The organism is Acidovorax sp. A79 (assembly GCF_041154505.1).
Taxonomy (GTDB): domain Bacteria; phylum Pseudomonadota; class Gammaproteobacteria; order Burkholderiales; family Burkholderiaceae_C; genus Acidovorax.
Genome location: NZ_AP028672.1, coordinates 4,769,865 through 4,790,801, shown reverse-complemented (window position 1 = coordinate 4,790,801; position 20,937 = coordinate 4,769,865). Strand labels below are relative to the sequence as shown.

At 70.6% G+C, this 20,937-nt stretch carries 24 protein-coding genes; 12 read left to right on the top strand and 12 right to left on the bottom strand.

The window, feature by feature from the left end; all coding sequences use genetic code 11:
- Position 1: 1 nt before the first annotated feature.
- On the bottom strand, positions 2 to 1,336 hold the full coding sequence (locus tag ACAM51_RS22030) for an efflux RND transporter periplasmic adaptor subunit (RefSeq protein WP_369641862.1): 1,335 nt from the start codon (positions 1,334 to 1,336) through the stop codon (positions 2 to 4).
- A 349-nt stretch (positions 1,337 to 1,685) separates the two neighbouring features.
- Between ACAM51_RS22030 and ACAM51_RS22025 the strand changes: the two genes are divergently transcribed.
- The 7 genes from ACAM51_RS22025 to ACAM51_RS21995 all read left to right on the top strand — a co-directional run bounded on the left by ACAM51_RS22025 (position 1,686) and on the right by ACAM51_RS21995 (position 6,553).
- Entirely contained in the window at positions 1,686 to 2,096 is a 411-nt protein-coding gene (locus ACAM51_RS22025) for a DUF2306 domain-containing protein (protein ID WP_218293821.1), read from the top strand.
- Between the two features lie 49 nt (positions 2,097 to 2,145).
- Positions 2,146 to 2,718 carry a DUF6622 family protein gene (locus tag ACAM51_RS22020; protein ID WP_218293820.1) on the top strand — a complete coding sequence of 191 codons (573 nt, stop codon included), beginning with the start codon at positions 2,146 to 2,148 and terminating at the stop codon, positions 2,716 to 2,718.
- 67 nt (positions 2,719 to 2,785) lie between these two features.
- Positions 2,786 to 3,079, top strand: coding sequence for a 2TM domain-containing protein (locus ACAM51_RS22015; protein WP_218293819.1), 294 nt, complete (start codon positions 2,786 to 2,788; stop codon positions 3,077 to 3,079).
- Between the two features lie 10 nt (positions 3,080 to 3,089).
- Entirely contained in the window at positions 3,090 to 4,163 is a 1,074-nt protein-coding gene (locus tag ACAM51_RS22010) for an alpha/beta hydrolase family protein (protein ID WP_369641861.1), read from the top strand.
- 127 nt (positions 4,164 to 4,290) lie between these two features.
- Positions 4,291 to 4,596, top strand: a complete 306-nt coding sequence (locus ACAM51_RS22005) for a 2TM domain-containing protein (protein WP_218293817.1) — start codon at positions 4,291 to 4,293, stop codon at positions 4,594 to 4,596.
- 41 nt (positions 4,597 to 4,637) lie between these two features.
- Complete coding sequence (locus tag ACAM51_RS22000) at positions 4,638 to 5,708, top strand: sensor histidine kinase (RefSeq protein WP_369641860.1); 1,071 nt, start codon at positions 4,638 to 4,640, stop codon at positions 5,706 to 5,708.
- A complete protein-coding gene (locus tag ACAM51_RS21995; protein WP_369641859.1) occupies positions 5,705 to 6,553 on the top strand; it encodes a LytR/AlgR family response regulator transcription factor in 849 nt (282 codons plus the stop codon). The genes ACAM51_RS22000 and ACAM51_RS21995 overlap by 4 nt, the downstream gene beginning before the upstream one ends.
- Positions 6,554 to 6,574: 21 nt before the next feature.
- Here ACAM51_RS21995 and ACAM51_RS21990 read toward each other — a convergent pair whose 3' ends face one another.
- From ACAM51_RS21990 to ACAM51_RS21960, 7 genes are all read right to left on the bottom strand, one after another.
- A complete protein-coding gene (locus ACAM51_RS21990) occupies positions 6,575 to 7,207 on the bottom strand; it encodes a LysE family translocator (protein WP_369641858.1) in 633 nt (210 codons plus the stop codon).
- 181 nt (positions 7,208 to 7,388) lie between these two features.
- Entirely contained in the window at positions 7,389 to 8,027 is a 639-nt protein-coding gene (locus ACAM51_RS21985; protein WP_369641857.1) for an ATP-binding cassette domain-containing protein, read from the bottom strand.
- Positions 8,028 to 8,061: 34 nt separating this feature from the next.
- The gene (locus tag ACAM51_RS21980; protein ID WP_369641856.1) at positions 8,062 to 8,982 is read right to left on the bottom strand and encodes an EamA family transporter; all 921 of its coding nucleotides are present in this window, start codon (positions 8,980 to 8,982) and stop codon (positions 8,062 to 8,064) included.
- On the bottom strand, positions 8,979 to 9,971 hold the full coding sequence (locus tag ACAM51_RS21975; protein ID WP_369641855.1) for an SDR family oxidoreductase: 993 nt from the start codon (positions 9,969 to 9,971) through the stop codon (positions 8,979 to 8,981). The genes ACAM51_RS21980 and ACAM51_RS21975 overlap by 4 nt, the downstream gene beginning before the upstream one ends.
- Positions 9,968 to 10,897, bottom strand: a complete 930-nt coding sequence (locus ACAM51_RS21970; RefSeq protein ID WP_218293811.1) for a bile acid:sodium symporter family protein — start codon at positions 10,895 to 10,897, stop codon at positions 9,968 to 9,970. The genes ACAM51_RS21975 and ACAM51_RS21970 overlap by 4 nt, the downstream gene beginning before the upstream one ends.
- A gap of 31 nt (positions 10,898 to 10,928) precedes the next feature.
- Entirely contained in the window at positions 10,929 to 12,263 is a 1,335-nt protein-coding gene (locus tag ACAM51_RS21965) for an NAD(P)/FAD-dependent oxidoreductase (protein ID WP_218293810.1), read from the bottom strand.
- Positions 12,264 to 12,317: 54 nt separating this feature from the next.
- On the bottom strand, positions 12,318 to 13,142 hold the full coding sequence (locus ACAM51_RS21960; RefSeq protein WP_369641854.1) for an SDR family oxidoreductase: 825 nt from the start codon (positions 13,140 to 13,142) through the stop codon (positions 12,318 to 12,320).
- Between the two features lie 97 nt (positions 13,143 to 13,239).
- Here ACAM51_RS21960 and ACAM51_RS21955 point away from each other — a divergent pair, with 97 nt between their 5' ends.
- The 5 genes from ACAM51_RS21955 to ACAM51_RS21935 all read left to right on the top strand — a co-directional run bounded on the left by ACAM51_RS21955 (position 13,240) and on the right by ACAM51_RS21935 (position 16,850).
- Complete coding sequence (locus ACAM51_RS21955) at positions 13,240 to 13,992, top strand: IclR family transcriptional regulator (protein ID WP_369641853.1); 753 nt, start codon at positions 13,240 to 13,242, stop codon at positions 13,990 to 13,992.
- A gap of 32 nt (positions 13,993 to 14,024) precedes the next feature.
- The gene (locus tag ACAM51_RS21950; protein WP_218293807.1) at positions 14,025 to 14,393 is read left to right on the top strand and encodes a hypothetical protein; all 369 of its coding nucleotides are present in this window, start codon (positions 14,025 to 14,027) and stop codon (positions 14,391 to 14,393) included.
- 371 nt (positions 14,394 to 14,764) lie between these two features.
- A complete protein-coding gene (locus ACAM51_RS21945) occupies positions 14,765 to 15,652 on the top strand; it encodes a transglutaminase family protein (RefSeq protein WP_369643868.1) in 888 nt (295 codons plus the stop codon).
- A gap of 153 nt (positions 15,653 to 15,805) precedes the next feature.
- Positions 15,806 to 15,976, top strand: coding sequence for a hypothetical protein (locus ACAM51_RS21940; RefSeq protein ID WP_162995995.1), 171 nt, complete (start codon positions 15,806 to 15,808; stop codon positions 15,974 to 15,976).
- A 181-nt stretch (positions 15,977 to 16,157) separates the two neighbouring features.
- Positions 16,158 to 16,850: a glutathione S-transferase family protein gene (locus ACAM51_RS21935; protein WP_369641852.1), complete on the top strand. Its 693-nt coding sequence runs from the start codon at positions 16,158 to 16,160 to the stop codon at positions 16,848 to 16,850.
- A 30-nt stretch (positions 16,851 to 16,880) separates the two neighbouring features.
- Here the strand turns inward: ACAM51_RS21935 and ACAM51_RS21930 are convergent, their stop codons facing one another.
- The 4 genes from ACAM51_RS21930 to ACAM51_RS21915 all read right to left on the bottom strand — a co-directional run bounded on the left by ACAM51_RS21930 (position 16,881) and on the right by ACAM51_RS21915 (position 20,925).
- Positions 16,881 to 17,963 carry an XdhC family protein gene (locus ACAM51_RS21930; RefSeq protein ID WP_218293805.1) on the bottom strand — a complete coding sequence of 361 codons (1,083 nt, stop codon included), beginning with the start codon at positions 17,961 to 17,963 and terminating at the stop codon, positions 16,881 to 16,883.
- Between the two features lie 100 nt (positions 17,964 to 18,063).
- On the bottom strand, positions 18,064 to 18,702 hold the full coding sequence (locus ACAM51_RS21925) for a CoxG family protein (RefSeq protein ID WP_369641851.1): 639 nt from the start codon (positions 18,700 to 18,702) through the stop codon (positions 18,064 to 18,066).
- Positions 18,703 to 18,760: 58 nt separating this feature from the next.
- Positions 18,761 to 19,975, bottom strand: coding sequence for a VWA domain-containing protein (locus tag ACAM51_RS21920; protein ID WP_369641850.1), 1,215 nt, complete (start codon positions 19,973 to 19,975; stop codon positions 18,761 to 18,763).
- Positions 19,976 to 19,986: 11 nt separating this feature from the next.
- The gene (locus tag ACAM51_RS21915; protein WP_369641849.1) at positions 19,987 to 20,925 is read right to left on the bottom strand and encodes an AAA family ATPase; all 939 of its coding nucleotides are present in this window, start codon (positions 20,923 to 20,925) and stop codon (positions 19,987 to 19,989) included.
- Positions 20,926 to 20,937 lie beyond the last annotated feature (12 nt).

Sequence of the window (20,937 nt, the reverse complement as noted above, 5' to 3'; positions counted from 1 at the left end):
CTCAGGGGTTCTGCGCGGGGCGCTGGCGGCGCTGCTGGCCTTCACCGGAGGCACCGCCACGCGGCCCGCTCGCTCCCGAGCGGGGCCCGCTGGCGCCCGGGCGGGGGCCGCGCGCGGCCGCCGGGGCACCGGGCAGCTGCACGGCCATGCCGTCCTGCAGGCGGTCCCCGCCCTCGGTCACCACGCGTTCGCCCTCCCGGAGCCCTTCGGCGATGGCCATGAGCCCCACGGTCGCCTGGCCGCGCTTGACCTTGCGCAGGGACACGGTGCGGTCTTCGTTGATGACATAGACATAGTCGCCATTGGCGCCCGTGCGCACGGCCGTCACCGGGACCACCACCGCGGGCACGTTGCGCAGCAGCAGCTGCACGTTCACGAACTGGTTGGGAAACAGCGCCCCCGCCGCGTTCTCGAAGCGCGCCTTGGCCTTGACGGTACCTGTGGTGGTGTCCACCTGGTTGTCCAGCGTGGAAAAAAGGCCCTTGTCGAGTTCGGCCTTGCGCGCGCGGTCCAGTGCCGTCACGGCCAGCGTGGGCGCCGCACCCTGCGCCGCCCGGACATCGCCCACGCGGTCCTGCGGGACCGAGAACTGCACGTCGATCGGGGCCACCTGGGTGATGGTGGCGATGCCCGTCGCATCGCCCGATGTCACATAGTTGCCCGCATCCACCGTGCGCAGCCCGATGCGGCCCGTGGCGGGCGAGGTGATGCGCGTGTAGTCCAGGTTCAGGCGCGCCGTGCCTTCCTGGGCCTTGTCGGTCATCACCGTGCCTTCAAGCTGCTTGACCAGCGCGGCCTGCGTGTCCACGTCCTGGCGGGCGATGGAGTCCTGCGACAGCAGGGTGCGGTAGCGCTCCAGCGTGAGGCGCGCATTCTCCAGCTGGGCCTCGTCCCGCTGCCGGGTGCCCTGGGCCTGCATCAGCGCCTGCTCGAAGGGCCTGGGGTCGATCTGCGCCAGCACCTGCCCCTTCTTGACCATCTGGCCCTCGGTGAAAAGCACCTGCGTGAGCATGCCCGACACCTGGGGCCGCAGCGTGACGGTGGTGGCGGGGATCACGGTGCCCAGCGCGTCGATGACCACGGGCAGCTCCGCCCTGCGAGCCACCGCGTCGCCCACGGTGACCATGGGGCGCCCGCCCCCGGGCATGCCCCGGCCGGGCCCGGCGCCCTGCTCGCCGCCGGAACGCTGGACGAGGTACCAGGCAGCCCCGCCGACGAGGCCCACCAGCACCAGGGCCAGCAGGCTGCCCACCCATCGCGAGCGCCGGGGCGGTGGGGCCGCGGGGGCGGGCGGAATGGCCGATGGCGGGGGCGCGTTGACGTCTTGCGGGTTCATGGCGGTCCTGATTCGTGTTCTTGGGCTGCGGGCCGGACTGGGGGAATGGCAACAGGCGGCGGCGGGGATCGCGCCATGCCTGATCGTAGAGAGTCAATTCAAGCTTTGCCTTGAACGCTGTGCGAAGAAAAGTAAACCTGGGAGGCCGGGCGCCAGGGCACCTTCCGTTCCGGGCGGCCGGCGTCCCCACATTCCCCGGAGTTTGCATGAAATCGGGGGCCCAAGGCCCTGCAGGCCGCACCGCCATCCTGCATTTCGCGGCAGCCAGGCCGCGTTTCGTCGCAAGGCGCTGGCGGCCCCGGGCGGGCGGCGGCACAGTCCGCTCCATCGAACGCGCCAGGAGCACCCCATGCAACTCACCCCCGTCATCGCCATCCACCTCGCCGCCGCCCTCGCCGCCACGGCCATCGGCCCCCTCGCCCTGTGGGCGCGCAAGGGCGCCACCCAGCGCCCCCGCCTGCACCGCGCCGCCGGATATGCCTGGGTCACCCTCATGGTGGCCACCGCGGTCTCCGCCATCTTCATCAGCGGCGGCAATGGTCCCCGCTGGGGGAGCTTCGGGCTCATCCACCTGCTGATCCCGGTGACGCTGGGGATGCTGGTGCTGTCCTTCATCTACCTGGCCCGGCGCAACATCGTCGGCCACCGCGTGGTCATGCAGCGCATCTACATCGGCGCCTGCATCGTCGCAGGCGGCTTCACCCTGTTGCCCGGGCGTTTTCTGGGGCACTCGCTCTGGAGCCAGCTGGGCCTGCTCTGACCCCGCCCTTTCCAGCCCCCACATCCCCTCCACACCAAGGAACCACACCATGCTGCTCAATGTGATTGTTCACCAGCCCCAGGCACTGATCCAGATCGTCACGCACACTCCCTACTGGGTCTGGGGCCTGCTGGCCGCCCTCGTGGGGCTGGGGGCCAGCCAGCTGTGCGACCGCACCGCCAGCCTGCGCCGGACCCTGCTCATGCCCGTGGGCATGGCCATCTTCTCCGTGGCGGGCGTCGTGTCGGCGTTTGGCGGCGCGGGCCAGACGGCGGCGCAGGCGGTCGGCGCCTGGCTCGTGGCCGCGGTGCTGATCGGCGCGCTGGCCCTGTGGTTCCAGCCCACCGCGCCGGCCGGCACGCTCTACGCGGCCTCCTCGCGCAGCTTCCACGTTCCGGGCAGCGCGATGCCGCTGGCGCTGATCATCGGCATCTTCCTGACCAAGTACTTCGTGGGCGCCGAGCTGGCCCTGCAGCCCTCCCTGGCCCGGGACGGCGCGTTCGCCCTGCAGATCTCCGCCCTCTACGGCGTGTTCAACGGCCTGTTCGCCGCCCGGGCACTGCGTCTGTGGCGCCTGGCGCAGCACAGCGCGGTCTTCGGCGCCTCGCCGGTGGGCACCTGAACCCCGGCCATGCCCGTTGCCTGCCCTTCCCTTCCCTGCCTTGCCTGACTGTTGAGGAGAACCCGCCATGCGCCAAGAACCGACCTTCAACGACCCCATCGAACGCCTGGCCCGCAAACGCGCCGGCGCCAAGCTGGGCTGGTACATGCACGCCAGCGTCTATCTTCTGGTCAACCTGCTGCTCGTCACGCTGTCCGCCAGCAGCGGCCGCCACTGGGCCGTCTACCCCGCGCTGGGCTGGGGCATCGGCCTGGCCGTGCACGGCATCGTGGTGTTTCTGCTGGCTGGTGGGTCCGGCCTGCACGAGCGCATGGTGCAGGCCGAGCGCGACCGCATTGCCCAGAACCACAACCCATCCTGAGCGAGGCTCCATGAAACAGCTGCACATCCACCACCACGTTTCCCTGATCCTGGCGGGCCTGCTCGCCGTGTGCGCCAGCCTGGCGCAGGCGGGTACGGGCCTCATGGAGATTCCGGGCATGCAGGGCGACGGCCCCGTCACCGTGTACTACCCCAGCAGCGCACCCGACGAGGCACTGCAGCGCGGCCCCTTCAGCCTCCAGGCGGCCTGGCAAGGCGCTCCGGTGGCGGGCAACGGCCGGCTGGTCGTGGTGTCGCACGGCTCCGGCGGCAACCCGTGGGTGCACTCGGACCTGGCGCGCGCCCTGGTGGGCGCGGGCTTCGTGGTGGCCCTGCCCGAGCACACCGGCGACAACGCGAAAGACCCGTCGACCCCCGGCCCCGAGAGCTGGAAGCGGCGCCCGGCCGAGGTCTCGCGCGCCATCGACGCCATCGCCAAGGACGCGGCCCTGGCGCCCCTGCTGTCGCTGGACCGGGTGGGCATGTACGGCATGTCCGCCGGCGGCCACACCGCCCTCAGCCTGGCTGGCGGACGCTGGTCGCCCGCCTTGTTCCGGCAGCACTGCGAAGCCCACATCGCGGACGACTTCGCGACCTGCGTGGGGCTTGCCACCGAACTCAAGGGCAACCTCCTTGACGGCGTGAAGAAGGCCGTGGCGCTGGGCGTCATCCGCCAGCGTTTTGACGACGCCGCCTGGCAGGCCCATGGCGAACCGCGCATCGCGGCCGTGGTGGCGGGGGTGCCGGCCGCGGCGGATTTCGACATGGAGTCACTGGCCAGGCCGCGCGTGCCCCTGGCGCTGATCACCTCCGGGCAGGACCTGTGGCTGGTGCCCCGCTTTCACAGCGACCGTGTGCTCCAGGCCTGCGCCGACCGCTGCACCCTGCTGGCCGCCCTGCCCGACGCCGGCCACGGCGCGCTGCTCTCCCCACCGCCGCCCCGGGACCGGATGTCCGCGCTGGCGGCGCGGCTGCTGGGCGACCCGCCGGGCTTCGACCGCAGCCAGATGCACGCTGTCGACCTGCGGATCGTGCGCTACTTCGAGCAGCACCTGCTGCCGCTGCCGCGCCGTGGCGCTCCGTGACCGCATGACGCGGCACACCGGCGTGAACCACATCGGCCTCACGCTGAACGCGCTGGCCGTGCGCACCATCGCCCACGCCTGCCAGGGCCGAGCCCGCGCGGCGCCCGCCTAGAATCGACCCCTCACCATGCCCCAACCCATGACCCCCGACGACATCGAACAACTGGCCCGCCGGCGCGCTGGCGCCAAGCTGGGCTGGTATGTGCACGCCGCCGCCTTCGTCGTGGTCAACCTGGTGCTGTTCAGCCTGTCGCGCTACGGCTTCGGCAACCGGCCGTGGTCGGTGTTCCCGCTGCTGGGCTGGGGCCTGGGGCTGGCGCTGCACGGCATCTCGGTGTTCGTGCTGGGCACCGGCAGCGGCCTGCGCGAGCGCATGGTGCAAAAGGAGCGCGAGCGGCTTTTGCGCGACCAGCAAGAGCGCAACCAGCGCTAGGCCCCACGGCCTGCGCCTTCGACCACCACGCCCGCGCCGCCATGAAAATCGACTGGATCGAGAAGCTGCAGCACCTGCTGCAGGTGCTGGCCTTCTGCCTGGCCATCGCGGCCCTGCAGTACGCCTTCCAGCCCGATAAGGCCTACGACATCCCGGCCCGCTACTCGCTGGCCATCGGCTCGCTGACCTGGGCGCTGATCGACTTCGGCCGGCACCTGTTTCCGTCCAGCAAGGAGACGGGCTGGCCCACGGGCCTGTCCGGGTTCCTGCTGCCGTTTGCCAGCATCGTGCTGGGCTACCTGGGCGGCACGCTGCTGGGCGACTGGTGGTGCGGCAGCTCGTCGTGGGACCAGGGCGGCCGTGCGCAGCTGCGCATCTCCATCGGCATCACCGTGGTGGCGGGGTTCCTGGGCACCTACTACTTCTACACCAAGAGCAAGAGCGCCTGGCTGCTGGCCAAGGTCAACGAGGTGCGCAGCCAGGCGAGCGAAGCGCAGCTCAAGCTGCTGGAAACGCAGCTCGAACCCCACATGCTGTTCAACACCCTGGCCAACCTGCGCATGCTGATCGGCACCGACCCGGCCCGCGCGCAGGAGATGCTGGACCGCATGATCGGCTACCTGCGCGCCACGCTCAGCGCCTCGCGCAGCACCCAGCATCCGCTGGAGAACGAGTTCGAGCGCCTGCGTGACTACCTGGAGCTGATGGCGGTGCGCATGGGCCCGCGCCTGGCCTACACGCTGGACCTGCCCGACGCGCTGCGCGATGTGCCCGTGCCGCCGCTGCTGCTGCAGCCCCTGGTGGAAAACGCCATCCGCCACGGCCTGGAGCCGCAGGTCGAGGGCGGGCACATCACCGTGCGTGCCAGCACGCGGCAGAGTGACAGCGGGGCGCTATTGGTGCTGGATGTGACCGACACCGGCGCGGGCCTGCCCGACACCCTGCCCACCCCGGGGCCGGGGCAGAGCTTTGGCCTGGCCCAGGCGCGTGAGCGGCTGGCCACACTGCACGGAACGGCGGGCACTCTGAAATTGATAGCTGGCAGCGCTGGCGGGACAAGCGCTACGGTCACTTTTCCCTTGAAATCGAGCCCGTCGACCACCACCCCATGACCCAGCCTGCCGTGCGCGCCCTGATTGCTGAAGACGAACCCCTGCTCGCCGCCGCGCTGCAGCAAGAGCTGGCCCGCGCCTGGCCCGGGCTGCAGGTCGTGGCCACCGTGGGCGACGGCCTGTCCGCCGTGCGCCAGGCCCTGGCGCTGCAGCCGGACGTGCTGTTCTTCGACATCCGCATGCCCGGCCAGAGCGGCCTGGATGCCGCCGTGGAACTGGCCGACGCCTGGCCCGCCGAGGGCCCCTCGGGCCGCCCCTTTCCCGCGCTGGTGTTCGTGACCGCCTACGACCAGTACGCCGTGCAGGCGTTCGAAGCGCAGGCGGTGGACTACCTGCTCAAGCCCGTGCAGGCCGCGCGGCTGCAAAAAACGGTGCAAAAACTGCAGCTGGCGCTTTCCAGCAAAGCGCCAGCCGCTATGGATTTTGAAGCAACCATGGCCCAGTTGCGGAACCTGCTGGTGGCGCCCGGGGTGGCGGCCCCCGTTGCCGCAGCTGCGCCCGCTGCACCGGCGACGGGCACGCCGCTCACGCTCATCCAGGCCAGCAGCGGCAGCCAGATCCACATGGTGCCGGTGGCCGACGTGCTGTATTTCGAGGCGGCCGACAAGTACGTGCGGGTGCTGACCGCAGCGCGTGAGTACCTGATCCGCACCCCGCTCAAGGACCTGATCGGCCAGCTCGACACCCAGGTGTTCTGGCAGATCCACCGCAGCACGCTGGTGCGCGCCAGTTGCATCACCACCGTGACCCGCGACGAGGCGGGCAAGCTGCACCTGGAGCTGGCCGGACGGCCCGAGAAGCTGCCCGTGAGCCGCCTCTACGCCCACCTGTTCAAGGCGATGTAGCGGCGCGCCCGCGCCCGGGTGTCAGCGATTGGTGGCCAGCAGCAGGCCGCCCGCCCCCATGAAGAAACCGCCCGTGGCCTTGTTCAGCCGGACCACGCCGCGCGAAGTGCGGATGAAGCGGCGGATCTGGCGCCCGCCGGCGGCATACACGGCCGTGGAGACGAACTCCGCCGCCAGGTACACGGCGCCCAGCACCACGAACTGGCGCACGGCCGGCTGGCTCGGGTCGATGAACTGCGGGAAGATCGCCGCGAACAGGATGATGGCCTTGGGGTTGGTGATGCCCAGCAGGAACTCCTGGGTGATGAGCGCCTTCAGCCGCACCGGGGCGCCGGAGGATTTCACGTCGCCGCCCTCGACCACCTCCAGCCCGCTGAACTCACGGCTGCGCCATGCCTTCCAGCCCAGCCAGAAGAGGTAGCAGGCGCCCACCCACTTGACGACCGTGAACGCCATCTCGGATGCCAGCAGCATCGCCCCCAGGCCCACGGCCGAGATGGCCAGGAAGATGGCGAACGCCGCCACCCGCCCCAGCGTGGCCACCAGCGCCGCGCCGATGCCCGCGCGGATGCCGTTGTTGAGGCCGCAGAAGTTGTTGGGGCCGGGCGTGAGCGCAATGGCCACGGCCACCGGGGCGAAGAGGAGCGCGTCCATGGGGTGTCCTTCAAGAGAAATGGGCAGGCAGGGTCGCCCAGTTTAGGGCTGTCAGCACTATTTTTGCTGGCATCGCAACCCGAAGGGGAGGCCGCCCACTGCATCCCATCCAGGCCACTCGTCGTTGCGTTCCTAGCCAAGGCCCCGGCCTTGGCACTGGCGAAAACAGTGTTGACGGGCCCTAGCGAGGCCGGGCCAATGTCGCCACGCTGTCCCAGGGCACGCCCGGCAGCGCCTCGTAGTGCGCCACCACCACCAGCCGCGCCGGCTGGCGCGCGGCTTCGGCCAGGGCCTGGCCGAGGTAGCTGACCGAAGGCTTGTCGAGCCCCGCCACCGGCTCGTCGATGAGCGTGAGCGCGGCCCCGCTGGCCAGCGCGGCGGCCATCAGCGCCTTGCGCCGGCTGCCGGTGGACAAGGCAAAAAAAGGCTTGTCCAGATGAGGTTCCAGCGAGAACCCCTCCACATGCGCCGCCAGGGCGGCGGCGTCCCACCGCGCGCAGTGCGCAGGCAGGCTGCCCAGCCACTGGCGCACCGTGAGCGGGTCCAGCGCCGTGGCGCGCGGGTCCTGCCAGAACACCTGCGCGCGCCAGGCCGCGGCAGGCACCGCCCCCCGGCGCACGCCGCGCAGCGTGATATCGCCCGCCTGGGGCGTCAGCTCACCCGCCAGCACGCGCAGCAGCGTGGTCTTGCCCGTGCTCTCGTCGCCCTGCACCAGCGCCAGCCCCGCGGGCCATGCGAGGCTAAAGCCCTCCAGCACCGCGCACTCCGGGTAGGCAAACCGCAACCCCTGCACCTGCAACACCACGCTGTCGGCCACCATGCATCCTTGCGAAAAAAGAAGAAAAGAGGGGATTCTAGGAGGCCGCCGGCCTCGCGCGCCGCGCCCGCAGCCAGCCCCCGGCCTGGTTGACCACGAGCCCGCAGAGCACGGCCCCCGCTCCCGCCCACTGCAGCGGCGCGGGCTGCTCTCCCAGAAAGGCATATGCGGCCCACAGCCCGACCACCGGCACCAGCAGCGAAAACGGAGTGACCCGCCCGGCGGGGTGGCGCTGCAACAGCTGCGTCCACAACGTGTAGGCGAGCAAGGTGGCCAGCAGGGCGAGGTACAGCACGGCCGCCAGCGCCACGCCGTCCACCGCCCGCAGCTGCGCGAGCACGCCCTGCGCGCCATCGGTCCACAGCGCCAGCGCGAAGAAAGGCACGATCGGCACCGTGCTGCTCCACACGATGAACGGGAACGGCCCGTACGGCCCCGCCGTCGCGGCACGGCGCGCCACGAGATTGGACACCGCCCACATGAAGGCGGCCGCCAGCGTAAGCGCGAAGCCCGCGAGCGTCATCTGCCCGGGGCCTTCGCCATGGGCGAGCCCGATGGTCATCAGCCCCGCGAAGGCCAGCGTGAGGCCCCACCACTGCCAGGGCCGGGCGCGCTCGCCCAGCAGCGGGGCGGCCAGCAGCAGCGTGAAGAAGGCCTGCGTCTGCATGACGACCGACGCCATGCCCGCCGTCATCCCCAGCTGCAACCCCAGGAACAGGAATCCGAACTGGCCCAGGCCCTGGGCCAGCCCATAGCCCAGCACGAACCGCCAGGGGAGCGCCGGGCGCGGCACGAACAGCAGGAAGGGCAGCGACGCGGCCGAGAACCGCAGCGCCCCCAGCAGCATGGGGCTGAGCCCCTGCAGGCCCAGCTTCATCACCACGAAGTTCAGCCCCCAGATGACCACCACCGCCAAGGCGCGCAGCAGGTCGCCCCGGCTCAGCGCGGCGGCATTCATGCGGACACCACGCGGCTGCCCGCCGCCACCGGACGCCCCTGGCGTTCGCGCGCGGCCACGAAGGCGTCGAAGGCCTCGCTGCTGGTCTTGGCCGGCACGTAGCCCAGCACCTCCTTGAGCGCGGTGTTGAGCAGCACCGGGCGATAGCGCAGAAAGTCGAGCTGCTCGGGCCCGTAGCGGCTCACGCCCAGGGCCGACCCCATCGCCAGCGCGGCGCGCAGCAGGCCCGCCGGCAGGTCCAGCACCGGTTTGCCCAGGCGCGCCGCGATCTCGCGCAGCGGCAGCGCGCCATCGCCCGCGAGGTTGAAGCACCCGGCGCGGCGCGTGCGCAGCGCGTGCACGATGGCACCGGTGACATCCTCGTCCCAGATGAACACGAACGGACTGGCGCTGCCCCGGATGGCCAGCAGGCGCCGCTTCTCGAACAGCGCCGTGATCTGGTTGTCCACCCGCTCGCCCAGGATGGTGCCGATGCGCAGCACGGTCTGCGCGAGTTGCGGGTGCTGTGTGCGGTAGCGCGCCAGCATCTCCTCCACCAGGCGCTTGTGGTGCGCATAGGCAAAGACTTCGTTCCCCCGCAGCGCATCCGTTTCGCGCAGCCAGTCGGGATTATCGGCGTGGTAGCCATAGGCCGCGCCGCTGGAGCTGACGACCAGGTGCCGCACGCCCGTGGCCACGCAGGCGTCGAGCACGTTCTGGCTGCCCAGCACGTCCACGGAGTATTCGAATTCGCGGTTGGAGCCCTTGCCGGGCGTGACGATGGAGGCCAGGTGCACCACGCTGTCAATGGAGTTCTCGGCCAGCGTTTGCGCCAGCGCCGGGTCGCGCACGTCCTGCACCACGTAGGTGACGCCGGGCAGGCGGCGCTCGGCGGGCACTTCGCGCACGTCGGCGGCGACGATGACGGGGGCGCCCTCGCGCGCCAGGGCCGCCACCACGCCGCGGCCCAGGAAACCGTCGGCCCCGGTCACGAGAATGCGCGCCATCATGCGCCGCCCTCCCGCACGGCATGCGGCACCACGGGCGGCCGCCGCCCCCACCATCCCGCCAGCGCCAGGCCCGCGATGATGTCCCAGAAGCCCCAGACGCCCGCCACCACGGCCATGCCGCCCAGGCCGCCGAAGAAGCTGAAGATCAGCACCAGGCCCAGCCCGGCATTGCGGATGCCGACTTCGATGCTCACGGCGCGCCGGTCGTAGTCGGACAGGCCGCTCAGCCGTGCACAGGCATACCCGGTGCCGAAGGCCAGCGCATCGTGCAGCGCCACCGCCAGCAGCACCAGCCCCACGTAGTCGAGAAAATAGCGCCAGTTGCCCGCCACCGCACCGATGATGAAGCCGATCAGGCAGACGAAGCTCAGGATGCGCACGGGCTTGTGCACCCGCCGCGTGAAGCGGGGCAGCTTCTCGGCACACAGGATGCCCAGCACGAACGGCAGCCCGATGATGGCCACGATGTGGCCCGCCATCTCCAGCGGGTCCAGCGCGATGCTGCGCAGCAGCGGCGCCGCCGTGGGGTGCATGCCGCCCCAGAAGGCGAAGTTCAGCGGCATGAGCACGATGGCCAGCGCGTTGGAGATCGCCGTCATCGACACCGACAGCGCCACGTTGCCCCCCGCGCGGTGCGTGAGGATGTTGCTCACGTTGCCTGGCGGGCAGCAGGCCACGAGGATCATGCCCAGCGCGATGCTGGGGCCGGGCGAAAGCAGCAGCGTGAGCACGAAGGTCACCGCCGGCAGCACGATGAACTGCGCGGCCACGCCCACCGCCATGGCGCCTGGCATGCGCAGCACGCGCTTGAAGTCGGCCACGCGCGTGTCCAGCGCGATGCCGAACATGAGGAAGCCCAGCACCACGTTGAGCACCACGAGCGATGCGGGATTGAAATTGAGCCGGATTTCGTCGACAGGCAGCATGGTGGGCCCTTCGGAATAGTGGGGAGGGAATTCAGGCCAGCGCGGCAGACGCCGCGCGCACCGCGCTGCGGTAGGTGTCCTTGTGCACGTAGTACGCCATGCGTTCGAGCTTGAGGTACTTGAAGCCGCCCGAGAGGTCGGGGGCCGGGCCGGCCTTGGCCTGGCGCAGCGCATCGGCGCGGGGCGATCCCTCTGCCTGCGCCCTGAAGAAGCGCGCCACCAGTTCGGCCTGCTCGTAGCGGCCCTGCCAGCCGATGCCGCTGGCCTCGATCATGCCCATCACGGCCAGGTTGTCGAAGCGCGGCGAAAGGATGTTCAAGTACAGCTGCGGCGCCATGCCCTGCCAGTTGAGCAGGCTGTGGTCGATGAAGGGGTAGTGCAGCTTGTAGCCCGTGGCGCAGAGCACCAGGTCATAGTCCTGCGCGCTGCCGTCCTTGAAAAACACGGTGTGCCCCTGCAGGCGCGCGATGTCGGGTCGTACGTGGATGTCGCCGTGGCCCAGGTGGTGCAGCACCAGCGAGTTCACCACGGGGTGCGACTCGTACATCTTGTAGTCGGGCCTGGGCAGGCCAAAACGCACCGGGTCGCCCGTGAACCACTGCAGCACCACGCTGTCGACCTTCTGCTTGAGCCAGGGCGGCATCTTGAACTTGCCACCGAGCGTGTCGGAGGGCTTGCCAAACACGTACTTGGGCACGAAGTAGTAGCCGCGCCGCACCGACAGATCCACACTGCGCGCGTAGTGCACCGCATCCACGGCGATGTCGCAGCCCGAATTGCCCGCGCCCACCACCAGCACGCGTTTTCCCTTGAACAGCTCGGCGCTCTTGTAGGCGCTGGTGTGCAGCAGCTCGCCGTCGAACCGGCCCTCGAAACGCGGCATGCTGGGTTCGGCCAGCGTGCCGTTGGCAATGACCACGCCCTTGAACTGCGCGGTCTGCGCGGGGCCCCCGTGCTGGCTCCAGGTGATGCGCCACAAGGGGGCCGCCCCTTCCCCCGCCGGCTCCACGTTCAATACGCGGCAGCCGAACCAGTAGTGCGGGCGCAGCGCGAAGTGCTCCGCGAAATCAAAGAAATACTGCCGCATCTCGCGGTGGCTGGGGTAGTCGGCCACGCCGGCGCGCATGGGGAATTCGGTGAACTCCGTGGTGGTCTTGCTGGAGATCAGGTGCGCGGATTCGTAGACGGTGCTGCGCGGGTTCTCGATGTTCCACAGCCCCCCCACGTCCGTGTGGGCCTCGAAGCCCTGGAATGGCACGCCCAGCTTCTGCAGGTTGCGCGCCGCCGCCAGTCCGCTGGGGCCGGCGCCGATGAGCGCGATCTGTGTGCGGGTGTCCACCACGGTGGGGGTTGTCTCCGGTGTCATGTCTTTTTTGCTTTCTGTCGGCATTTTTTTGGGGCCCATCCCGCCATGGGCAGGTCAGGCGCGGGGGTCGGTGGGGGGCGCCAGGCCCGGTATCGGCGTGGCACCCGCCTCGCCCCTGCGCGGCTTGCGCGGCTGGCCCAGCAGCAGGCGGTCGTGCAGGGCGCCGGGCAAGAGGTTGAGCAGCCGCGCCAGCCAGCCAATGCGCGCGGGCAGAACGATGTGGGTGCGGCCCCGCGCGATGCCAGCCAGCATGGCGCGCGCGGCGGCATCGGGCTCCATGAGGCCGGGCATGGCAAACCGGTTGCCCGCCGTGAGGGCCGTGCGCAGGTAGCCCGGGCTCACCGTGACCACCGCCACGGGCCCGCCGCGCATTTCGGCGCGCAGGCTCTCCAGGTAGCGGATCAGGCCGCCCTTGCTGGCGCAATAGGCGCCGTTGCCCGGCATGCCGCGCCATCCCGCGATGCTGGCCACGCCCACCAGGGCCCCGCGCCGCCGCGAGCGCATCGCGGTCACGAACGGCTGGAAGGTGGTGGCGGCGCCCAGGAGGTTGATCTGCAGCATGCGGCGCAGCACGGCCAGGTCGTCCGCCTGCGCGGTGTCATAGCCGCCGGCCACGCCGGCGTTGGCGATCACGAGGTCGGGCGCGCCCGCGCGCGCCATCCAGTCGGCCGCCATGGCCTGCATGGCGGCACTGTCCGCCACGTCGGGCGTGTACACGGCGCAGCGCTCTGGCGCGAGCGCGGCCAGCGCCTGCAGCGTGGGCAGGTGCAGCCCCACCAGCGCCACCGCGGCGCCCCGTGCGATCAGTTCCCGCGCCAATGCCTGGCCCAGGCCGCCACAGGCGCCCGTCAGTACCGCGTTCTGGAATGAGGCTGTCATGGACATGTGTTGTTCAAGGGGATATGGGTTTGCAGCTTAGCCACAGTGCGGAATAATCTCGGAATGATTTATGAATTCGTCTCGAATTCCGGTATTTATGACAGAAACATCCCCCAGTCTGCGGCTCTTTGAGTTGCTCGAGATCCTGTGCGCCCAGGGCCGCCCGTTCACGCTGGCCAATGCGGTGGAGGCCTGCGGCTGGCCCAAGCCCAGCGTGCACCGCATGCTGGGCCAGCTGGAGGGCGGCGGGCTGCTCGCGCGCGAACCGGGCGGGCGCCGCTACGCCCCGGCGCCCCGCCTGCTGCGGCTGGCCGAAAGCGCGCTGAGCGCGGGCACGCAGCAAAGCGTGCGCCACGCGGTGCTGCGCCAGCTGGTGGCCGACATCGGCGAGAGCTGCAACCTGACCGCCCTGAGCGGTGCCGAAGTGATCTACATGGACCGCGTGGAATCAGCGTTTCCGCTGCGCCTGGAGCTGCGGCCGGGCACCCGCGTGCCCATCCACTGCTCGGCCAGCGGCAAGCTTTTCCTGGCCTACCTGTCGGCGGCGCGGCGCGGCGCCATCCTGGACGGGTTGCCGCTCACGCGCCACACGGCCACCACCCTCACCGACCGCAAGGCCCTGGAGGCCGAACTGGAGCAGATCGCGCGCCAGGGCTATGCCACCGACGCCGAGGAGTTCGTGGATGGGCTGGTGTGCGTGGCGGTGCCCGTGCCGGCGGGGGGGCGGCGCAGCGTGCACAGCGCGGTGGCGCTGCAGGCCCCGGCGGTGCGCATGCCGCTGGCGCGGGCCCTGCAGCAGGTGCCCCGGCTCAGCGAAGCGGCGCAGGCCCTCGCCCGCACCTGGACATGAACCCGGACCGCAACCACGAGACACCAGACACCATGCCACTTCACTACCTGGACTTTGACTACAGCGAAGACACGGACGGCACCGGCACCTTCGATGCCATGGCCAGCGTGTCGCCCGCGCAGATGCCCGCCCTGCACGCCGAGATCGCGCAGGTGCTGCGCTGGGCCCACGCGCAGTACCCCGACGCCTGCGGCCCCTCGGAGGAAGGTGGCGAGTGGCAATACGACCTGCAGGGCGTGCAGGAGGTGAGCACGCCGCTGGCGCTGGACTTCGATGCAGCGAGCGGGCGCATCGCCACCGTGCCCGGCACCCCGGCCCCTCCCCGGACCACGGTCACGCTGTCGCTCAGCGGGCATGCGGGCTTCTGCGGCGCCCTGCGCGAAGCGTTCGCCATCGACTGACGCGGCGGCGCGGTGCGGGGCTGCCTCGCATGCCTGCGTGAGCGCGGGCCGTCCGCCTACACCGCCCCCGGGGCCCGCGCCCTATCCTCGGATCACGCCACCGTGTCGGATGCCCCGACGCGCAGCGCACGAAGGATATTTCCATGGAAAGCACCCCGTCCCGCGCCCCTGCCCGGTCCCAGCCTTTTCTTCGAGGCTGCGGCGGCAGCACGGCTTCACCCCTGGCCCTGCCCACTGGCGCGGGCCGTGAACCCCCCCTGGCGCAGGGCGGTGCAGCCACCCTTCCCTCGCTGCCGCCCTCCACCCAGCCCGCTGCGGCCAGCCCGGTGGCGCGCGCGCCGGCGATCCACCAGGGCCACGGCCGGGTGCGCATGGAGTTGCAGATCGACCTGAGCTATGAGATCGACCAGTACGGCGCGGACTTCGTGTTCAACATCCATGCCGCACAGACGCCCAGCCAGGCGGTCAGCAGCGAACGGCTCGTCATCAACCAGGACATTCCCCACAATATCCATACCGACCCGGCCACCGGCAACCGCTATCTGCGCCTGCACGGCGAACCCGGCATCCTGGAAGTGTCGTATTCCGCCACGGTGGACATCACCCACTACCGCACCGACCCCTCCCAGCTGGCGGAGGTCCCCGTGCGGCGCCTGCCGCAGGAAGTCATGGGGTACATCTACCCCAGCCGGTACTGCCAGTCCGACCGCCTGCTGCGCCTTGCCCTCAACGAGTTTGGCGGGCTCTGGCAAGGCCACAGCCGCGTGCAGGCGATCCGGGACTGGGTCCAGCGGCATGTGGCGTTCACCTCGAACACGTCCAACTCCAACACCTCGGCGGTCGATACCCTGGTCGAGCAGGTGGGGGTGTGCCGCGATTTCGCGCACCTGATGATTGCCATGTGCCGCGCCGTGAACATTCCCGCGCGCTTCACCACCGGCACCGACTACGGTGCCGACCCGGCCCTGGGCCCGCCGGACTTCCATGCCTACGTCGAGGCCTACCTGGGAGACCGGTGGTACATCTTCGACCCCTCGGGCACCGCCATACCCATGGGGTTGCTGCGCTTTGGCACCGGCCGCGATGCGGCGGACGTGGCGTTCGCCACCATCTTCGGCGGCGTGCGGGCACAGCCCCCGGTGATACGGACCCAGGCCGTGGAAGACGCCGCACGGGGTTTCGTGCTGCCCGGCCATTGCACCGATGCGCTCTCCACCGACCACGGTGCGGGCGTGGCGGCGGGTTTCATCGCGCCGTGAAGGGGTGCCGGTGCGCCCGCGCACCGTGCTTTTTCGCGCCCCATGGGCCGCCAAACCCCTGGGTCCGGGGGGCGGATGGCGGTGGCCGGGAAGCCCCCCCACCCCGGCTGTGGCCTAATATCACTCTTTTTTCCACTATCTCAGAGACCTACCATGGGCAACAAGATCGTCACCGAAGCAGACCGCAAGCGCACCCCCCGGCCCACGCCGGTGCCCGGCTACACCCTCGCCACCCCTGGCCGCGGCCAGCGCGTGAGCCTGGAGCGCGGTGTTGCCACCCGCAGCAAGAAGAACCCCGGCAAGCGCTCCAAGAAGGGCGGCTGATCGCCAGATCGCCACGGCCGGCTGCGCCGGCCCCCGCAAAAGCCCTCGCCAGAGGGCTTTTTGCTTTCTGGACCCCGCCAGGGCCGGCGCGGGCAAGGCCCCCCAAGGCTTGCGGGCGCGAACATCGTGCAGGCGACACCAACCCGGCCCCGAACCGCCGTGGACAGGTTCTAATCCGCCCATGATCACCGTTCACCACCTCGAAACCTCGCGCTCGCAGCGCGTCCTGTGGCTCCTGGAAGAACTGGGCGTGCCCTACGAGCTCAAGATCTACCAGCGCGACAAGACCACCCGGCTGGCCCCGCCCGAGCTCAAGAAGATCCATCCACTGGGCAAGTCGCCCGTGATCACCGACGGCGGCGAGGTGATCGCCGAATCCGCCGCGATCATCGAATACCTGGTGGAAACCTACGGCGCCCGCGCCAGCGGGGACCTGGCCCACCTGCAGCCCGCCCCCGGCACGCCCGAATACCGCCAGTGCCGGTTCTGGATGCACTACGCCGAGGGCTCGCTCATGAACTGGCTCGTGATGAAGCTGGTGTTCATGACCATTCCCACGCAGCCCATGCCCTTTTTCGTGAAGCCCATCGCCCGGGCGCTGTGCGGCAAGGTGCAGGACAAGGTGATCGACCCCAACGTGGCCACCGCGCTGGCCTTCATGGAAGAGCACCTGGGCCGGCACACCTGGTTCGCGGGCGAGCACCTCACCATGGCCGACTTCCAGATGAGCTTCGCGGTGGAAGCCGCGCTCTCGCGCGCCAGCACGGCCGGCAACTGCCCGCGCCTGCAGGCCTACCGCCAGCGCATGGAGGCACGCCCGGCGTACCAGCGCGGCATCGCCAAGGGCGGGCCGGTGGTGATGGGCGCTGCCTGACGGCGCCACGGCGGGAAGGGGCGGGCCGCGCTAGCGCAGCCCGCACACCAGCGGCCCGGGGTCGTTCCGCGCCAGTTCCCGCTCGTTCTTGGCCTGCGCCACCTCCACGTCGCGCGGCAGGGCCACGCCGTTCTTCACGGCCAGGATTTCAGCCATCACGCTCACCGCGATCTCGGGCGGCGTCTTGCTGCCGATGTAGATGCCGATCGGGCCGCGCAGGCGGGCCAGGCTCTCGGCGGTCTGCCCGAAATGCTCCATCATCCGGGCACGGCGCGCTTCGTTGTTGCGGCGCGAGCCGATGCCGCCCACATAGAACGCCTCGGTGTCCAGCGCCTCCAGCAGCGCCAGGTCGTCGAGCTTGGGGTCGTGCGTGAGCGCCACCACGCAACTGCGCCGGTCGGGCCTGAAGGCCAGCACCACATCGTCGGGCATGCCGCTCACCAGCGTGGCCGCGGGCACGTTCCAGCTGCCGCGGTATTCCTCGCGCGGGTCGCACACCGTGACCGCGAAGCCGTTGAACAGCGCCATGGTGGCCAGGTATTCCGCCAGCTGGCCGGCGCCGATCAGCAGCATCCGGTACTCCGGGCCGAAGGTGTTGGTCAGCTGCCGGGTGTCCACCGCCAGCTCGGCGGGGGCCGCGGCGGGCTGCACGGTGGCCAGCCCGTCGGCCAGGCGCACGGTGCGCTGCATGAGCCGCCCGCCCTCCAGCGCAAGGATCAGCTCGCGGAGGCTGGCCGGGTCGGGGTCGTATTCCAGCAGCAGCTCCAGCGTGCCGCCGCAGGGCAGCCCGAACCGGTGCGCCTCGTCGGCCGTGACGCCGTATTTGACAAACGCGGGAGGTCCGCTCGGAATGCGCCTATCGCCGCCATCGCCCGTGCCGGCCTGCGCCGCCGCCTGCGCATAGGCCCGCGTGTGGCGGTCGATCAGGTCGTCCTCGATGCACCCGCCCGAGACCGATCCCACCACCGAGCCGTCTTCACACAGCGCCATGATCGAACCCACCGGCCGGGGCGAGGAGCCCCAGGTCCGCACCACCGTGGCCAGCAGCGCCCGCCGGCCCGCGGCCCGCCAGCCCTGCAGCGTGCGCAGCACCATCACATCCAGGTTTTCCATTTGCTTCGTTGCCCATTCATTTCTACGGCCCCTGCCTCCGGCCCCGCAGCCCACACAGGGTGCGCGCGGCGCCTCGGGCGGGGCTCAAACCTGCAGGGGCTCAGTTCCACCACCACGCTAACAGCACCAGCGCCGCCGCGCCCACCACCCACACCCAGACCGGAATGCCGCTGGGGGGATTGTCCTCACCCGCCGATGCCGCCAGCGCGCCCGACGCCGCAACGGTGCCCCCGCCCCCCGCCCCGGGCTCGGGGTCGTCGGCCACGGGCGCGCGCGGATGGCGGCGCTGCATCTCGGTGTCAAAGCGCTTGAAGAAATCCTCGGCCATGCCCTTGGCCGCGCCATCGATGAGGCGCTGGCCGAGCTGGGCGATCTTGCCGCCCACGGTGGCGTGCACGGTGTAGTGCAGCTCGCAGCTGTCCTGGCCGGCCGCATCGGCCGGCAGCGGCACCAGCTTGACCTGGGCGCTGCCCTTGCCAAACCCGGCCACGCCGCCCGATCCGTCGAAGGCGATGGTGTAGCTTTCGGGCGGCACGATCTCGGAGAGCGTGATCTTGCCCGCGAACTTGGCGGACACCGGGCCGATCTTGAGCGCCATCGCCACGCTGTACTGGTGCTCGCCCGTGGGCTCGACCTTGTCGCAGCCAGGGATGCACAGCTTGAGCACCTCGGGATCGTTGAGTGCGTCCCAGGCCTGCTGCTGGCTGACGGCGAGGGTTCGGCTGGCTTGCATTTCCATGGTGGAGTCCTCCGGGTTCCTGAACAATTGGGGGGCTGTGCGCGTGCGGGCCACGCGCTCACTGGCGCAGCACTTCGGCCAGACTGCCAGCCAGGTCCTGCAGGCGGCTGAGGTTGTGCACGGCGACCATGCCGTGGGCCTGGCGGTGCAGCACCGCGGCGCCGCGCGCCGTGGGTGCATAGCCCTCGAAGCGCAGCAGGGGGTTGAGCCACAGCAGCCGGCCGCAGTGCCGGCGCAGCCAGCCCAGCTCCCCCTCCAGCACCTCGGGCGCGCCGGTATCGAGCCCGTCGCTGACCAGCAGCACCAGCGTGCGCCGCCCTACGAGCCGGCGCGCGTGCTGCACGCGCAACCGGGCCAGGCTGTCGCCCAGGCGCGTGCCGCCGGCAAAGTCAGGGATCGCCTGGCTGGCCGCCTCCAGCATCGCATCGGTATCGGCCAGGCGGAACGCGGGCGTGAGGTCGGTGAGGCCGGTGCCGAACGCGAACACGTCGCGGCGCAGGCCCGCGCCTGCGTGGCGGGGCGCGGTGGCGGCATGCAGAAACGCAAGCAAAAGCCGCGCGTAGCGCTCCATGGAGCCGGACACATCGACCAGCACGCACAGCGGCAATGGCTGCCGGCGCCGCTGCAGCAAAGGCACGCGCAGCACCTCGCCGCCCGTCCGCGCGGCCTGCTGCATGGCGCCCGGCCAGTGGGGACGCCCGCCGCGCGTGCCCGGGCGGGTGCGGCGGGCCGCATAGCGCGGCAGGGGCAAGGGAATTTCACGCGCCAGCCGCTCCACCAGCCTGTATTCGCTGGCCGAAAGCTGGTTGAAGTCGGCGTGCCGCAGGCGCTGCAGGTCGCTGGCGGTCATGGCGGCGTCGAGGTCGATCTTGTCATCCTCGCGCGGCGCTGGCGCATCGCGCGCGGCGCGCACCGGGGCCAGCGCCTCGCTCACGCGCGGGCGGCGTTTGGCGGGCTCGGCCCTGGACTCGGCACTGGGCAGCATCTGGGCCAGCAGCTTCTGTGCGATGCCGGGGTTCTTGAAATAGGCGTCGAACAGCTCGCGGAACACCTGCCGGTCCTGCTCACGGCTGATGAGCACGGACTCCAGCGCGGCGCCGAAGTCCTCCCGCCCCACGCCCACCAGCATCACGGCCTGTTGCGCCAGGGCCATGCGGGCCGCATCCACGGGCACGCCGGCACGGCGCAGCGTGCGGCCAAAACCCGTGAGGTTGTCGGCCAGCTTGCCGGTGCGGGCATCCCCCAGCTGCGAGATCGTCGTGCCCTCAGCCACGGCGCGAGCCTTCACGCATCCGTCTCGGCGGGCTGCAGCAGCTGCGCCGCCATGTCGCGCGTGAGCGCCGCCACATCCTCGCGCTGCTTGAACAAAATGCCTGCAGTGTCGGACACCACCTCCGGGTCCACCACGATGGTGTCGAGCGCCACCAGCGCCTTGGCCCACTCCACGCTCTCCGCGATGCCCGGCGCGCGCTGGAAGGCGTTGGCGAACGGCTGGCTGCGCAGGCGGCCCACAAAATCCGCCACCTGGGTGGCCAAGGCCGCGCTGGCATCCGGCACCTGCGCACGCACGATGGCCAGCTCGCGTTCGCGCTCGGGGTAGTCCAGCCAGTGGTACAGGCAGCGGCGCTTGACGGCGTCGTGCAGGTCGCGCGTGCGGTTGCTGGTGAGGATGGTGACCGGCGTGGCCGTGGCGCGCACGGTGCCGATCTCGGGAATGCTCACCTGGTACTCGCCCAGGTATTCGAGCAAAAACGCCTCGAAGGGCTCATCGGCACGGTCGACCTCGTCGATGAGCAGCACCGCACCGGGGGCTGGTGCCTGCAGCGCCTGCAACAGGGGGCGGCGGATGAGGTAGCGGTCCTGGTACACCTCGCGCTCCACCTGCGCCATGTCGGCACTGCCCTGGCCTTCCGCCGCACGCATGTGCAAAAGCTGGGCCGCGTAGTTCCATTCGTAGAGCGCCTCGCGCTGCTCCAGCCCGTCGTAGCACTGCAGGCGGATCAGGCTGCGCGAGAGCACCTTGGCAAGTGCCTGGGCCAGCGCCGTCTTGCCCACGCCGGGTTCCCCTTCCAGCAGCAGCGGGCGCTGCAGCTGGAGCGCCAGGAACACGGCCGTGGCCAGCCGCCGGTCGGCAAAGTACCCGACGCCCTGCAAGGCCAGCACCAGGGCATCGATGGAGGACAGCGCGGGCGCGGTCACGGGCGCAGCAGGGGAAACGTTCATCACTATATTTTT

Bases quoted from the DNA above. Each gene is read 5' to 3' on its own strand.
- ACAM51_RS22030 (WP_369641862.1), bottom strand. From the start codon at position 1,336: ATGAACCCGCAAGACGTCAACGCGCCCCCGCCATCGGCCATTCCGCCC.
- ACAM51_RS22025 (WP_218293821.1), top strand. From the start codon at position 1,686: ATGCAACTCACCCCCGTCATCGCCATCCACCTCGCCGCCGCCCTCGCC.
- ACAM51_RS22020 (WP_218293820.1), top strand. From the start codon at position 2,146: ATGCTGCTCAATGTGATTGTTCACCAGCCCCAGGCACTGATCCAGATC.
- ACAM51_RS22015 (WP_218293819.1), top strand. From the start codon at position 2,786: ATGCGCCAAGAACCGACCTTCAACGACCCCATCGAACGCCTGGCCCGC.
- ACAM51_RS22010 (WP_369641861.1), top strand. From the start codon at position 3,090: ATGAAACAGCTGCACATCCACCACCACGTTTCCCTGATCCTGGCGGGC.
- ACAM51_RS22005 (WP_218293817.1), top strand. From the start codon at position 4,291: ATGCCCCAACCCATGACCCCCGACGACATCGAACAACTGGCCCGCCGG.
- ACAM51_RS22000 (WP_369641860.1), top strand. From the start codon at position 4,638: ATGAAAATCGACTGGATCGAGAAGCTGCAGCACCTGCTGCAGGTGCTG.
- ACAM51_RS21995 (WP_369641859.1), top strand. From the start codon at position 5,705: ATGACCCAGCCTGCCGTGCGCGCCCTGATTGCTGAAGACGAACCCCTG.
- ACAM51_RS21990 (WP_369641858.1), bottom strand. From the start codon at position 7,207: ATGGACGCGCTCCTCTTCGCCCCGGTGGCCGTGGCCATTGCGCTCACG.
- ACAM51_RS21985 (WP_369641857.1), bottom strand. From the start codon at position 8,027: ATGGTGGCCGACAGCGTGGTGTTGCAGGTGCAGGGGTTGCGGTTTGCC.
- ACAM51_RS21980 (WP_369641856.1), bottom strand. From the start codon at position 8,982: ATGAATGCCGCCGCGCTGAGCCGGGGCGACCTGCTGCGCGCCTTGGCG.
- ACAM51_RS21975 (WP_369641855.1), bottom strand. From the start codon at position 9,971: ATGATGGCGCGCATTCTCGTGACCGGGGCCGACGGTTTCCTGGGCCGC.
- ACAM51_RS21970 (WP_218293811.1), bottom strand. From the start codon at position 10,897: ATGCTGCCTGTCGACGAAATCCGGCTCAATTTCAATCCCGCATCGCTC.
- ACAM51_RS21965 (WP_218293810.1), bottom strand. From the start codon at position 12,263: ATGACACCGGAGACAACCCCCACCGTGGTGGACACCCGCACACAGATC.
- ACAM51_RS21960 (WP_369641854.1), bottom strand. From the start codon at position 13,142: ATGACAGCCTCATTCCAGAACGCGGTACTGACGGGCGCCTGTGGCGGC.
- ACAM51_RS21955 (WP_369641853.1), top strand. From the start codon at position 13,240: ATGACAGAAACATCCCCCAGTCTGCGGCTCTTTGAGTTGCTCGAGATC.
- ACAM51_RS21950 (WP_218293807.1), top strand. From the start codon at position 14,025: ATGCCACTTCACTACCTGGACTTTGACTACAGCGAAGACACGGACGGC.
- ACAM51_RS21945 (WP_369643868.1), top strand. From the start codon at position 14,765: ATGGAGTTGCAGATCGACCTGAGCTATGAGATCGACCAGTACGGCGCG.
- ACAM51_RS21940 (WP_162995995.1), top strand. From the start codon at position 15,806: ATGGGCAACAAGATCGTCACCGAAGCAGACCGCAAGCGCACCCCCCGG.
- ACAM51_RS21935 (WP_369641852.1), top strand. From the start codon at position 16,158: ATGATCACCGTTCACCACCTCGAAACCTCGCGCTCGCAGCGCGTCCTG.
- ACAM51_RS21930 (WP_218293805.1), bottom strand. From the start codon at position 17,963: ATGGAAAACCTGGATGTGATGGTGCTGCGCACGCTGCAGGGCTGGCGG.
- ACAM51_RS21925 (WP_369641851.1), bottom strand. From the start codon at position 18,702: ATGGAAATGCAAGCCAGCCGAACCCTCGCCGTCAGCCAGCAGCAGGCC.
- ACAM51_RS21915 (WP_369641849.1), bottom strand. From the start codon at position 20,925: ATGAACGTTTCCCCTGCTGCGCCCGTGACCGCGCCCGCGCTGTCCTCC.